The following is a 13253-nucleotide window of genomic DNA, read 5'->3' as shown; positions in this document are numbered from 1 at the left end:
CCACCGCCCCGACGAGTGCGCCCGCCCGATCGGAGACCACGATGGACGACCAGAGCCAGCACCCATCCCCCGCGCTGAAACGCCGTGGACTGCTGCGCGGCGCAGCCCTGATCGGCACCGCCGCCGCGGCCGGGACCGCGCTCGGCGGCACCGTCGCCGCCGGTGCCGCCCTCGCCGGCCCGGCCGGCTTCCCCAACTACCGGTACATCCGCGACGCGTTCGCCCGGCCGCTGGCCTACAACCCCACCGGAGAAATGATCTTCCCCTGCGTACGCGGGGTCTACGACAAGATCTCCGGCGCACGTGGGCGCTACTACCTCTACTACGCCCCGCACGACGCACCCGGTGGCATCTGCCTGGCCTACGCCGACCGGCTGGAGGGCCCCTACACCGAGCATCCGGGCAACCCGATCATCGACCGGGTGCTGCCCACCACCACGGTCAGCCACGTCTCCTCACCACACGTGGTGTGGAACGCCCCCACCAAGGAGTTCTTCCTCTACTTCCACGGGGAGAACTTCACCACCCGGGTGGCCCGCTCCCGTGACGGCATCACCTTCACCAACGAGACGCCGATCCTGAGCACGCGACTGGTGCCGAACACCACCGAGACCTCGTACGCCCGGGTCTTCGAACATCAGGTCGCCGGCAGGAACAACAGGTACGTCATGCTCTTCATGGGCGCGCACACGGTGGGCCCCGGCACCCGGAAGATCTTCTGGGGCTGGTCGCCGAACGGCTGGGACCAGTGGCAGTTCGCCCCCCACCCGCTGATCTCGCCGGCCGGTGACGGGCTCACCGACATCTCCGGCCCGCACCTGCTCAAGCGGAACAACACCACCTACGTGACCTACCACGGCAACGACGGACGGATCCGGCTCACCGAGGTGGGCAACAACTTCGACCGGGAAGTGCACCTCGGGGTCTTCCACGCCCCGATCGCCTCGGACAACGGCCGGGTCGCCTCCCCCGCCTTCGGTACCGACGGCGGCGTATCGTACATGATCTATGAGGCCGGTCCCCGGCTCAACGCCCGCATCTGCATCGCCCGCGCCAGCTGACCACCTCCGACGCCGGACCGTTCCGGGTCACCGCCGCGCCGGCCCGGACGTGGGGGTCACCAGTGCGGGCGGGCACGATATCCTCCGGCAAATGCGCGCCGAGGGTTTCTTCGCAGGGGACACGCAGCCGACGGGGGCAGGCCGATGAGACTGTTGCGGATGGGCCCGGTCGGCACCGAACGTCCGGTGGCGGTGGCCGACGACGGCACCTTCGTCGACCTGAGCGGGATCACCGACGACATCGACGCCGCCTTCCTGGCCAGTGACGGCATCGATCGGGTACGGCAGGCGGTGGCGGGCGGGAAGCTGCCGGCCGTCGATCCGACCGGCCGGCGGCTGGGCGCGCCGCTCGCCCGGCCCGGCTCGGTGATCTGCATCGGCATGAACTACGCCGCACACGCCGCGGAGTCGGGGGCCGCGCCGCCCGCACATCCGGTCGTCTTCTTCAAGACGCCGAACACCGTCGTCGGCCCGCACGACCCGGTGCTGCTGCCGCGCGGATCGTCCAAGGTGGACTGGGAGGTGGAGCTGGCGGTGGTCATCGGCCGGCGGGCCCGCTATCTGGACTCCCCGGCGGACGCTGCCGCCGTCATCGCCGGCTACACCATCTCCAACGACGTCAGCGAACGCACGTTCCAGCTGGAGGTCTCCGGTGGCCAGTGGTCCAAGGGGAAGTGCTGCGAGACGTTCAACCCGATGGGTCCGTGGCTGGTGACACCCGACGAGGTGGGTGACCCGCAGGCACTGCGGCTGCGCAGCTGGGTCAATGGTGAACCCCGGCAGGACTCCTCCACCGCCGACATGGTGTTCGGGGTGTACCACCTGATCTGGTCGCTGAGCCAGTTCATGGTGTTGGAGCCGGGCGACGTGGTCAACACCGGCACCCCGCAGGGCGTGGCGCTGTCGGGCCGGTTCCCCTACCTGACGGCGGGTGACGTGGTGACCATGAGCATCGACCGGTTGGGACGCATGGAGCAGCGCGTCCAGCCGGCCGGCTGAACCGCCGGTCCGGTCACCGCGCCGGGGCGGTCTCCTGCTCGTGGGGCTGGTAGTCGAACCAGTCGAAGCGGACGCTGCCGGTCGCGGCGTACATGCCGATCACCCGGCCGGTGAAACCGCCCGCGACCTCCGTCGACAGGTAGCGGCCGTCGAGCGTGGCGAGCACCTCGAACCCTCCGTCGGATGCCTCGACGCCGAACCGGAGCGCGTCGGGCTCCTTGCCGGGATACCTGTCGCCCGGCGACGGGTTGAGCACCTCGACGCGGAGCCGGACCGGGCCGGCCGCCACCGGCCGGGTGGCCACCGTCGACCGCACCGAGCCGATCCGCGCCAGCACCCGCACCTCGCCGTCGCCCACCTCGATGCCGTAGTGGTGCCGCTCGTCGAGGCGGACCGCGAGCCCGCCCCGCCCGGCGGCCGGGTCGACGAGGGTCCGGACCGCACAGGACAGATGCTGCTGGCGGCGGCCCAGGAAGACGACGTCTGGGTCGTCCAGCGACGCGCCGACCGCCCGCAGTGTGAGCCAGCCCGGACGCTCGGTCAACGACCAGGTGTCGGCTGGTCGGGATCGCACCGAGAGCCAGTGCGCAGACAACCCGTCGGTATCGAAGTCGTCGCGGGCCGGTGGGGTCGGCACCGGGTGCGCGGGCCACGGTGGCGCCGCCATCACCGGCGCCACGTCGCCCACCACCGGCCAGCCGTCGACCCAGGTCACCGGGGCCAGGAACGTCTCCCGCCCGAGCACGTGCCAACCTGGCGTACCGCCGCCCGGGCGTACCCCGAGCAGCACCATCCACCACGAGCCGTCGACCGCCTCGACCAGGTCGGCGTGGCCGGTGTTCTGGATCGGGCGGTTGGTGCCGCGGTGGGTGAGGATGGGGTTGGCCGGGCAGGGCTCGTACGGCCCGCCGGGTGCCGCCGCGCGGGCGATCGACACCGCGTGGCCGCGTTCGGTGCCGCCCTCGGCGATCAGCAGATACCAGTGGTCGCCGATCCGGTACAGGTGTGGCGCCTCCGGTGCCTGCGCCCCCGGCGCGCCCGACCACAACCGGCGCGGCGGGCCGAGCGTCCGCCCGGTGTCCGGGTCGATCCGCACCTGCGCGATGCCGGCGTAGGTGCACCAGCAGTTTCCCTCGTCGTCCCAGGCCAGGTCGGGGTCGATGCCGGCGACCCCGGACACCCGGACCGGGTCCGACCAGGGCCCGGCGGCGTCCGTCGCGGTGCAGAGCAGGGTGCCGCCGCCGTCGGCGACGTTGGTGACGATCAACCAGAAGCGCCCGTCGTGGTGACGCAACGTCGGCGCGTAGACGCCGCCGGAGGACGACGTGGTGTTCGGTACGACCAACTGGCTCGGTCGCTCCAGCACGTTACCGATCTGCTCCCAGTGCACCAGGTCCCGACTGTGGAAGATCGGCACGCCGGGGAAGTACTCGAAGCTGGAGCAGGCCAGGTAGTAGTCCTCGCCGACCCGGCAGACGCTGGGATCCGGATGCATGCCGGCGACCACCGGGTTGGCGAACACGCCACCGGCCCAGCCGGGCCCGCCGGCCGTCACCGCGCCACCCCGGGCGCGGCGATCGTCTCGCCTGCCGACTCCACCTCGGACGGTGCGTGCATCCGGTCCCGCACCGCGCCGGTGCCCCGGGTCGTGGCGCTCCAGCGGGCGAGACGGACAGTCACGGGTCGCTTCGTCAAGAATTCGACCTCTCTGGCTGGTGATCGGCGGAGCAGAGATGGACTTTAGTCCATCTCTGCGGTCACCGCAGGTCGGCCAGGGACGTCGACACAGGTCCCCCGCTAGATCAGACGGTGATCGAGGGCGGCGTGGCGGCGGCCGCGAGTCGCTCCGGCTGCGGCGCTGGGTGTTCCTGCGCCGGATCGTGCTGCCCGGCGTGCTGCCCAAGCTCTGGGACAGCTGGGACGACGCCGCGCCGCTCGGCGACAAGGCCGCCGGCCGGTGGGGCGACGACGACAAGCTCTACCCGCCGGAGCACGTCGGGCGGTACTTCCGGGTGGCCGGGCCGCTGAACGTCCCCCGCTCCCCGCAGGGCTACCCGCTGCTGGTGCAGGCCGGATCCTCCGAGGACGGCAAGGAGCTGGCCGCCCGGTACGCCGAGGCCGTCTTCACCGCGCAGCAGACCCTGGCCGAGGCGCAGGCGTTCTACCGCGACCTCAAGCAGCGCGCCGCGCAGCTGGGTCGGTACCCGGAGAGCATCAAGATCCTGCCGGGCATCGTGCCGGCGATCGGCGCCACGTTGCGGGTCGCGCCGGAGGATCTCGACCTGGACCGGGAACTCCCCGCCGACCTGCCCAGCGAGGACGAGATCGAGGGTGCCAAGAGCCGGTACACGCTCATCGTCACGCTGGCCCGGCGGGAACGGTTGACCGTACGCCAGTTGATCGGTCGGCTCGGTGGCGGACGCGGCCACCGCACCTTCGCCGGCACCCCGCAACAGGTGGCCGACGCCATCGAGGAGTGGTACCGGGCGGACCTGGCCGAGGTCCGGGCGTACGGGGCGCTCGACAGCACGGTACGCACCGCGCAGCAGACCGACACCGCGACCTTTTGGCTCGGCTCCTCGCTGACCCTCTACACCGGAATTCTGCGGGCCGCCCTCGCCCAGTCCGATGAGCCGCTGGCCGGGCGGGCCGGTCTCGTGGCGTCTTCCACGTCGCGCTCGTCGACACCCAGATCGCGACCTCCGACGCCAAGTACGCTGGCCCGGCCGCGGCGCTGGCCTGGTGGGACGTGCCGGTGACGGTCCGATCTTCGCTGCCGCTCCGGTCATGTCATGCCCGGAGCGGCAGCGAACCCCCGTTGATCGGAACGACTTGGTGCTCACGACCGAGATGGCCCGGACGGTCCCCCGCCCACACCGCGTTCCCACGCCTCGCACAACCGCTGCGGGCACGGCTCATCATAGGGCTCGACCCAGACGCACTGTCAACAAACGTTTAAGAGGAGTCCCACGTCGCTACACGGGTGTTTATCGGGCCCCAATCACCCTCCACCGTCGACAGACCCGCAATGACCTGCTCCGCAAGCGACTGGGTGCATCCGTACGGCGTGCCGCCACCCGCAGATGCCACACGCCCGTTTATGCTGCTGACGGAGTACGCTACGGCTGTTGCGCAGCCAGCCAACGACTCGCCCCGGTCGGCAAAGGTAGGCTCACCTGAGCGCGAGCGGCACGGACGCGACGGGCACGGCTGTCTCGCGCCGACACAGGCTGAGGAGTGGGTGATGGTCGAGGACGTTCGAGGGGAAGGCGGGTCGTCGTCTCTCGACACGCTCGCCGACAAGCTGAACTACCTGTTCGACAAGATCCGACCCACCCGTGACGAGCTCAGCGCCGACGAGTTCGGCCGTCCATACACGAACAAGGAAATCGCCGACAAGATCAACGGAATGTCGGCGGAGTCCGGCGTCAAGATCAGTGCCGCGTACGTGGGGGAACTGAGGCGCGGCGTCGCCGACGACCCGCGGACCTCACACGTACGCGCTCTCGCAGCCGCCTTCCAGGTGGACCCGGCATTCTTCGTCGACGACAAGGTGACCCGACGCATCCAGGAACAGATCACGATGCTCACCCAGCTGCGGGAGATGAAGGTGCAGCAGGTCGCGCTCCGGACCGTCCTCGCCGACACCGGCCTGTCCCCGGCGAGCGCCCTGGTGGTCGAGCAGATGGTCGCCCGGCTCCAGGAGGTCGAGCGGAGCCGGGAACAGTCCTCCTGATCCGCCTCGTCCACACCGGCAAGCGCCCCGCGATCCCGACCACGGGGTCGCTCCTCACGTTTCGCCTCGACACCACTTCGTAGGGTCGTTACGATCTCGCCGCACTACGATGACGCGCCATCCGTGACGCGCTGAGGACCACGGGTCCGAGGACGTGTCGCCGGCCCGCGGCCCGTGGTGCATCCGAGCGCACGGTCGAGCGGGAGGAGACGGGGAGCGTGCACGACCGGGATCTGCGCAGGTACTGCGGTGAGCAGGTGCGGCGCCTCGAACGCGAGGTCGGCATACCCGACCCGTTCGTGCTCGCCACGCTCATCAACCGGATCTCGCAGTGGCGGGGCCGGCCGATCCACCTGCTGCCCTACGACCACGTGGCCGGGGCGATGTGCGGCCTGTGGATGGCCCTGCCCGACGCCGACGTGATCGGTTACGCCCGGACCACCCCGCTGCTTCAGGAGCACACGGTGCTGCACGAACTGGGACACATGCTCTGCGATCACAGGGGTGGCGGGAACGGTGGCAACGACCTCGCCGCGCTCGTCGCCCCGGACCTCGATCCGGCCCTGGTGAGCCGATTCCTGGCACGCGGTGCGTACTCCGACCGGGACGAGCAGGAGGCCGAGCTGATCGCGACGCTGATCATGAGGAAGGTGGCGGACAAGCGTCCCCGCCCCACCGCACCGGCCGACCGCAAGCTGGGCGCGGAGCTGGACCGGCTGCTCTCCACCTTCGAGGGGTGACCTGAGACGTGCAACGGGCCATCATGGTCACCGCCGGACTGATCTCCCTGGTGTCCGCCCTACTGAAGATCCGCGCGGTACGCCGGCAACCGGACGCGCCCGGTCCCCGGGCCATGTGCCTCGGGCTGCTGGCCTTCGGCACCGCCTTCCTCGTCCTCGCTCCCCCGCACACCGTGCTCATCAGCGAGTTCCTGCGGGTGCCCAACAGCGGACGCCTGCTGGGCAACCTGCTCACCCTCGCCGCGGCCGGCGCCATGCAGGTCATGATGCTGCACCTGGTGCATCCGCCGCCGGTGGCGCGGCAGCGGGTCAGGCGGCGACTTGCCGTGATCACCCTGGTGGCGCTCGCGATGACGGTGCTGCTGGTCTCCGCCGACACCGAGAACGTCACGAACTTCGTCGAACGCTACGCCACCAGCACCCCGATCGCGATCTACCAACTGCTCTACCTGAGTTGCCTGGCGATGGCGGTGATCGACCTGATCCACCTCTCCATCAGATACTCCCGGCACGTCGCGCCGATGCTCCGCACCGGCCTGCGGATGGTCGCCACGGGCGGAATCGTCTACGCCCTGCACACCGCCTACAAGATGGCCCTGATCGCGGCGGCCTGGTCGGACAGCCGGCTGCCCGGCGACGAGTCGATGATCTCCACCACCCTGGCCGCGCTCGGTGGCGTACTGATCGCCGGTGGCACCACGCTACCGGTGTGGGGACCACGGGCACTGTTGCCGTGGCGGCTGCTACGCCAGTACCTCTCCTACCGGCGGCTCACGCCGCTGTGGCGGGAGCTGTCCGCGGCGGTGCCCGAGGTCAGGCTGACGCAGCCCGAGGCCGCCACCGACCCGGCACCCTGGACCATGGACATCCGCCTCTACCGGCGGGTGATCGAGATCCGCGACGCCCAACTGCTGCTCCAGCCGTACAGCGATCCGGCGGCCGTCGACGCCGCCCAGGAGCACGCCCGGCGCATCGGGTTACGTGGCGCGCACGCCCAGGCGCACGTCGACGCCGTCGCGCTGGCCACCGGCCTGAAGCGGTGGCGCTCCGACGGTCCCGGTGTGGCACCTATCGTGACGGCGCAGCACGACGTCGGTGACGCCAGCCTGACCAGCGAGAGCCGATACCTCGAACAGGTCGCCGCCGCCTTCTCCCGCATGAAGACCGAAGCAGGGGCCCCCTGTTAACGCCTGGTGTAGAGGAAGGGCCCCCTCTTAACAACCGCACCGCACCCGAGCCAACGGAGGAAACTGCCATGCCCGACAACGTGCCGCCGCAGCACCCGGTGTCACGGCCGATCCGGTGGTGGGGCACCGCCAGCTCGGCGGTGCAGGCCGAGGGCGCCTGGGCCGGGGACAACTGGTACGCCTGGGAGCGGGCCGGCCACGCCCCGGAGTCGGGGGACGGCAACGGCTTCGCCGAACGGTACCGCGACGACCTCGCACTGCTGGCCCGTTGGGGCTTCACCGACCACCGGTTGTCAGTCAACTGGGCTCGGGTGCTGCCCGAGCCGGACCGGGTCGACCCGACCGCGGTCGCACACTACCGGGAGGTGCTCGCCGCCGGCCGCGACGCGGGCCTGCGGATGTGGGTCACCCTGCTGCACACCGCGTTGCCGCAGTGGCTGGCCGACCAGGGCGGGCTACTCGGCCCCGAAGCCGAAGAGCACTGGCGACGCTGGGTGCACCGGGTGGCCGACGAGTTCGGCGACCTGGTCGACGGCTGGATGCCGGTGAACAATCCGACGAGCTTCGCGCAGAAGGCGTACCTCTCCGGCACCTTCCCGCCCGGAGTCAGCTCGCTGCCGGAGTTCCTCCAGGCACTCGTGGCCGTGCACCGCGCCGACTTCGAGGCGGCGTCGTACCTGCGCGCCTCGGGCCGTCCGGTCTGCGCCAACGAATCCCTCACCCACCTGGTGCCCGCCGACGACAGCCCGGAGGCAGCGGCAGCCGTCGCCCAGTGGGACGCGGTGGTGTGGGGCTCCTGGTTGAGCCTCGCCCGCAGCGACGAGTACGCCGACGCGTTCGACCACTACGGCTTCTCCTACTACGCGGCGACCGCTGTCGACGGCAGCGGCCAGCCCCGGCCGTACCCGTTCGACGCCGCACCCGGGCCGCTGGGCTACGTCCCCTGGGCCGGCGGTCTCGCCGAGGTGCTGTCGCGGTTGGAACGGGAACTGCCCGGACGGTCGTTCGTGGTGGCAGAACTCGGCTACGGCGGCGATGACGACGCGGCACGGGCCGACTACCTCGGCCGCGCCCTGCGGCACGTCGACGACGCCCGAGGCGCGGGCGTCAACGTCGACGGGGTGTTCCTCTGGACCGGGATCGACAACTACGAGTGGCTCGCCGGCGACAAGGTGCCCTTCGGCCTGTTCGACCGGGAGCGTCGTCCCCGGCCCAGCGCGGAGCTGGTACGCCAGCTGGCGCCGGGGGTTGCCAACCGGCGCGACAGCGGCCACCACCCGGACGAGGTGTAACGTGTCGGACATGTCGGTGGCGTTGGTGACGGGAGCTACCGCGGGCATCGGCGCCGCCTTCGCCCGCCGCCTGGCCCGCGACGGCACCCACCTGGTGCTGCTGGCCCGCGACGGTGACCGGCTCGACGCGACCGCCGCCGAGCTGCGGGCGGAGCACGGCGTCACCGTCGAGACGGTGGTCGCCGACCTGTCCACCGAGGACGGGCTCGCGGTGGCGGAGCAACGTGCCGCCCAGGGCGTCGACCTGCTCGTCAACAACGCCGGTTTCGGTCATCAGGGCTGGTTCCTCGACGCGCCACTCGACGTCGAGCTGAAGACCATGCGGGTGCACTGCGAGGCGGTGCTGCGGCTGACGTACGCCGCGTTGCCGCACATGTTGCAGCACGGTGCTGGCGGCGTCATCAACGTCGCCTCCATCGCGGCGTTCGTCGCCCGCGGCACCTACGGGGCCTCGAAGGCGTGGGTGGTCAGCTTCAGCGAGAGCGTCGCGGCGGAGATCGTGGGCAGCGGCGTACGGATCACCACGGTCTGCCCCGGCTGGGTCCGGACCGAATTCCACGACCGCGCCCACCTCGATGTCGACAACGTACCGCCCTACCTCTGGCTGAAACCGGAAACCGTGGTCGACGCCGCGCTGCGTGATTTCTCCCGAGGCCGCCTGGTGAGCATTCCCACCGCCAGGTACAAGGCGATCGTCGGCCTCAACCGCGCGGTGCCCCGCCGACTCGCCGCCGCGATCTCCGCCCGCGTAGGCTCCCGCCGCACCGGCCACCGTGCAAGGAGGGGCCCCCTATTAACGCCTGATGTATAGCAGGGGCCCCCTCTTAACACGCTCACCGAGCATGCAGCGATCAAAGTAAGCGGGATACCGCCGTCCCGTCGAAACGGTGTTCGCGGCATCCGGCGGCGCGGAATCCTCGCCGCCGGGCCAACACCCACTGGTACGCGCACCCGCGCGAATGGGAACTGCGCGTCAATTGGGCACCTGGCCCGGAAGTCGCGACCGCCCGGTCCGGTGCCGCAAGGTACGCGGCGAGCGCCGCCATGAGAGATGCTGACGGACTGGCAGCTCGCTTGGCGCGAGGTGGCGGCCGGTGTGGCGGAGGAACCGATCAGGTGCTCCCGCGATCCCATCGCAGCCGACACCGCGCGCGCCCCCAGCCGCCGGGACACCCGAGACACCGCAACTCGCGTCCTCTACTGGACGGGATACCACGAGGTGCCGCAAGCCGTTGCGCTCACAGGCGAGGCGCCTCCGTCATGCCGCATCTCGGCGTCGGGCTCACGGGTCGAAGGGAGCGAGATACGGCAGACCCACTCGCTCCGGCCTGTTGTCGATCTCTCCGACTCTGGTCCGGATTCGGTGCCGAGCCCGAAGAACTCGGACACTGCGTCGCCGTAACGACGTCCGGCATTCTGCTTAATGGAAGGAGATCGCCGAGCTACCCGACGTCTCGGTACGGATGCTTCCGCTGGCGGCCAGCGCGCACTACGGAACACTCGCGGGCACCTTCATGATGCTCGACTTCCCACTGCACAACCGCGCGGTAGCGGGCCCCTCCGTCGTGTACTGCGAGTCGCTGACCGGCGCTCTCCACCTTGACCGACCCGCTGAGATTGCAGCCTATGAAAGAGTCTGGTCCAGCCTCGATGGATTCGCTCTCGATGAGAGAGAATCCAGACAACCGATCAGCAAGACCATCGGAGATGTCTACCTGACCAGAGCCCAGTGGCGCAAGAGCACCCGCAGTGGCGACAACAACGGCGCGTGCGTCGAGGTCGCTGACAATCTGCCTGGCTTCGTCGCCGTACGCTACAACAAGGATCCGGCCGGTCCGGCCCTCGCCTTCTCCCCCACCGCCTGAACCGCCTTCATCCGGGCGACCAGGCCCTGATCCTCGCTCCCCGCACCCGCACGGGAGCGCGCTCGTCCTCCCCCGGGCGCGCTCCCGTGCTGAGCGGGGCCTTACGCCCCGGCGCGGACCTCGGCGGCGGCGGCGACCAGGTGCCGCAACGACGCCTCGACCTCCGGATAGCCTCGGGTCTTCAGGCCGCAGTCCGGGTTGACCCACAGCCGTCGGGCCGGCACGGCCGCCACGGCCCGACGCAGCGCCTCGACCACCTCGTCGTGCGACGGCACCCGGGGTGAGTGGATGTCCCACACGCCGGGGCCGACACCCCGGCGGTAGCCGATCGCGGCCAGGTCATCGAGCACCTCCATTTTGGACCGGGACGCCTCGATGCTCGTCACGTCGGCGTCCAGGGCATCGATGGCGGCGATCACCTCACCGAATTCGGAATAGCACAGATGGGTATGGATCTGGGTGTCGTCGGCGACACCACTGGTGGCCAGGCGAAACGCGCCGACGGCCCAGTCCAGGTACGCCTTCTGATCGGCCCGGCGCAGCGGCAGCGTCTCCCGCAGTGCCGGCTCGTCGACCTGGATCACCCGGATCCCGGCGGACTCCAGGTCGTGGCACTCGTCGCGCAGGGCGAGCGCGACCTGGTCGGCGGTCTCCGCGAGCGGCTGGTCGTTGCGGACGAACGACCAGGCCAGGATCGTGACCGGACCGGTGAGCATGCCCTTCACCGGTTTGCTGGTCAGCGACTGGGCATAGGTGGACCACTCCACAGTCATCGGCTTCCGCCGCGCCACGTCACCGTAGATGATCGGCGGGCGTACGCAACGGGAGCCGTACGACTGCACCCAGCCGTGTTCGGTGGCGGCGAACCCGTCGAGCTGCTCGCCGAAGTACTGCACCATGTCGTTGCGTTCCGGTTCGCCGTGCACCAGCACGTCCAGACCCCACTGTTCCTGGAGCCGGATGACGTGGGCGACCTCGGCGCGCATCCGCTCGGCGTACGTGTTGTCGTCGATGGTTCCGGCCCGGTGCGCGGCGCGGGCCTGGCGCAGCTCTGCGGTCTGGGGAAACGAGCCGATGGTGGTGGTCGGCAGACCCGGTAGCCGCAGCCGCTCCTGCTGGCGGGCCGCCCGGCCGGGGTAGTCGCCGCGCTGCCGGTCGGTGGGACGCAGGGCGGCGAGGCGACCGCGTACGTCGTCGTGGCGCCAGGCCAGCGGGACCGGCGGCAGCGGCGTGGGCAGCGGGGTCGTGCCGTCCCGCAGCGCCCGGCCGAGCAGGACCACCTCGTCGACCTTCTGCCTGGCGAACGCGAGCCGCGCGGACAGGTCTGGATCGAGCCGGGTCTCGACGGAGACGTCGGCCGGGACGTGCAGCAGCGAGCAGGAGGTGGCGACCGCGACGTGGTCGGCCAGTCCGGCGACCGTCGCCCCGGCCGTCACCGCGGCCCGCAGGTCGGTACGCCAGACGTTGCGGCCGTCGACCAGGCCGGCGACGATGGTCCGGCCGCCCAGCGGCCCGGCGGTGGCGAGCCGGTGCAGGTTGCCCGGGCCAGCGACCAGGTCCAGGCCGATGGCCTCGACCGGGGTGTCCAGCAGCGCCGGCAACGCGTCACCCAGCTCACCAAAGTAGCTGGCGACGAAGATGCGCGGCCGGTGGGTGAGCCGACCGAGGCGGGTGTAGGCCCGGCGCAGCCCCTCGATCTCGGCCGGGGTGCGGTCGGCGACATAAGCGGGCTCGTCAAGCTGCACCCAGGCCACGCCCGCGGCGGCGAGCGCGCTGAGAATCCGGGCGTACGTCTCGACCAGGTCGTCGAGGCGTACGAAAGGGTCCTCGCCCTTGGCCAGCAGCAGGAACGTGGCTGGTCCGACAAGCACCGGACGGGTGGTGATGCCCAGCTCAGCGGCTTCGGCGTACTCGCCCAGGGCCTTGGCCGGGTTGGCGGCGAAGGCGGTGTCGGCACCGATCTCCGGCACCAGGTAGTGGTAGTTGGTGTCGAACCACTTCGTCAGCTCCAGCGCCGGCTCCGCGTCGACACCACGCGCCATGGCGAAGTAGGTGTCCAGCTCGGAGAGGCCCAACCGGGCGAATCGGGCCGGGATGGCGCCGACCGCGACGGCGGTGTCGAGCACGTGATCGTAGTAGGAGAAGACGTTCGACGGGATGGCGTCGAGACGGGCGTCGCGCAGCGTACGCCAGACGTCGGCGCGCAGCCCGGCGGCGGTGCGCGCCAACGCGTCGGCGTCGACGGTGCCGGCCCAGTACGCCTCGACTGCCTTCTTCAACTCACGGTTCGCGCCGATGCGCGGATAGCCGAGCACGGTGCTCTGGCCGAAGGGGATGCTCACCCACTGTGTCCTTCCCTCGAGGTGCCCGGCG

At 70.7% G+C, this 13253-nt stretch carries 12 protein-coding genes and 1 pseudogene; 10 read left to right on the top strand and 3 right to left on the bottom strand.

Annotated features, from left to right (window positions below; translation table 11 throughout):
• Window positions 1-1061 (top strand): hypothetical protein (locus C1I93_RS11105; protein ID WP_309148193.1); only part of this gene is annotated, 1061 nt, incomplete at its 5' end.
• Between the two features lie 144 nt (window positions 1062-1205).
• A complete protein-coding gene (locus C1I93_RS11100) occupies window positions 1206-2060 on the top strand; it encodes a fumarylacetoacetate hydrolase family protein (RefSeq protein WP_111243169.1) in 855 nt (284 codons plus the stop codon).
• 13 nt (window positions 2061-2073) lie between these two features.
• On the opposite strand, the gene C1I93_RS11095 is transcribed toward C1I93_RS11100, so the two are convergent.
• Window positions 2074-3615 carry a glycoside hydrolase family 43 protein gene (locus C1I93_RS11095; protein WP_212808411.1) on the bottom strand — a complete coding sequence of 514 codons (1542 nt, stop codon included), beginning with the start codon at window positions 3613-3615 and terminating at the stop codon, window positions 2074-2076.
• Entirely contained in the window at window positions 3612-3755 is a 144-nt protein-coding gene (locus C1I93_RS31510) for a hypothetical protein (RefSeq protein ID WP_181445116.1), read from the bottom strand. Before C1I93_RS31510 ends, C1I93_RS11095 begins: the two co-directional genes overlap by 4 nt.
• Window positions 3756-3922: 167 nt before the next feature.
• Here C1I93_RS31510 and C1I93_RS11090 point away from each other — a divergent pair, with 167 nt between their 5' ends.
• The 8 genes and pseudogenes from C1I93_RS11090 to C1I93_RS11060 all read left to right on the top strand — a co-directional run bounded on the left by C1I93_RS11090 (window position 3923) and on the right by C1I93_RS11060 (window position 10880).
• The gene (locus C1I93_RS11090) at window positions 3923-4819 is read left to right on the top strand and encodes an LLM class flavin-dependent oxidoreductase (protein ID WP_223256145.1); all 897 of its coding nucleotides are present in this window, start codon (window positions 3923-3925) and stop codon (window positions 4817-4819) included.
• 485 nt (window positions 4820-5304) lie between these two features.
• Window positions 5305-5796, top strand: a complete 492-nt coding sequence (locus tag C1I93_RS11085) for a hypothetical protein (RefSeq protein ID WP_111243168.1) — start codon at window positions 5305-5307, stop codon at window positions 5794-5796.
• A gap of 218 nt (window positions 5797-6014) precedes the next feature.
• Window positions 6015-6536 (top strand): hypothetical protein, encoded by a 522-nt coding sequence (locus C1I93_RS11080; protein WP_111243167.1) that lies wholly within the window; start codon window positions 6015-6017, stop codon window positions 6534-6536.
• A gap of 8 nt (window positions 6537-6544) precedes the next feature.
• A complete protein-coding gene (locus C1I93_RS11075) occupies window positions 6545-7723 on the top strand; it encodes an MAB_1171c family putative transporter (RefSeq protein ID WP_223256144.1) in 1179 nt (392 codons plus the stop codon).
• Between the two features lie 68 nt (window positions 7724-7791).
• Window positions 7792-9015 (top strand): family 1 glycosylhydrolase, encoded by a 1224-nt coding sequence (locus C1I93_RS11070; protein WP_111243166.1) that lies wholly within the window; start codon window positions 7792-7794, stop codon window positions 9013-9015.
• 10 nt (window positions 9016-9025) lie between these two features.
• Complete coding sequence (locus C1I93_RS11065) at window positions 9026-9826, top strand: SDR family NAD(P)-dependent oxidoreductase (RefSeq protein ID WP_111243173.1); 801 nt, start codon at window positions 9026-9028, stop codon at window positions 9824-9826.
• A gap of 622 nt (window positions 9827-10448) precedes the next feature.
• Window positions 10449-10697: pseudogene (locus tag C1I93_RS31960) on the top strand (Scr1 family TA system antitoxin-like transcriptional regulator); the annotation flags it as partial.
• A 33-nt stretch (window positions 10698-10730) separates the two neighbouring features.
• Window positions 10731-10880, top strand: a complete 150-nt coding sequence (locus C1I93_RS11060; RefSeq protein ID WP_111243172.1) for a DUF397 domain-containing protein — start codon at window positions 10731-10733, stop codon at window positions 10878-10880.
• Window positions 10881-10981: 101 nt separating this feature from the next.
• Here the strand turns inward: C1I93_RS11060 and metE are convergent, their stop codons facing one another.
• Window positions 10982-13222 carry a 5-methyltetrahydropteroyltriglutamate--homocysteine S-methyltransferase gene (metE, locus tag C1I93_RS11055; protein ID WP_111243165.1) on the bottom strand — a complete coding sequence of 747 codons (2241 nt, stop codon included), beginning with the start codon at window positions 13220-13222 and terminating at the stop codon, window positions 10982-10984.
• Window positions 13223-13253: the final 31 nt, after the last annotated feature.

This window comes from Micromonospora endophytica (assembly GCF_003236305.1).
Taxonomy (GTDB): Bacteria; Actinomycetota; Actinomycetes; order Mycobacteriales; family Micromonosporaceae; genus Micromonospora; species Micromonospora endophytica.
This window is presented reverse-complemented; position numbering and strand designations above follow the sequence as displayed.

What these genes read in the sequence shown, in the direction of transcription:
- C1I93_RS11100 (WP_111243169.1), top strand. Translation starts at nt 1,206, where the DNA reads ATGAGACTGTTGCGGATGGGCCCGGTCGGCACCGAACGTCCGGTGGCG.
- C1I93_RS11070 (WP_111243166.1), top strand. Translation starts at nt 7,792, where the DNA reads ATGCCCGACAACGTGCCGCCGCAGCACCCGGTGTCACGGCCGATCCGG.
- C1I93_RS11085 (WP_111243168.1), top strand. Translation starts at nt 5,305, where the DNA reads ATGGTCGAGGACGTTCGAGGGGAAGGCGGGTCGTCGTCTCTCGACACG.
- C1I93_RS11065 (WP_111243173.1), top strand. Translation starts at nt 9,026, where the DNA reads ATGTCGGTGGCGTTGGTGACGGGAGCTACCGCGGGCATCGGCGCCGCC.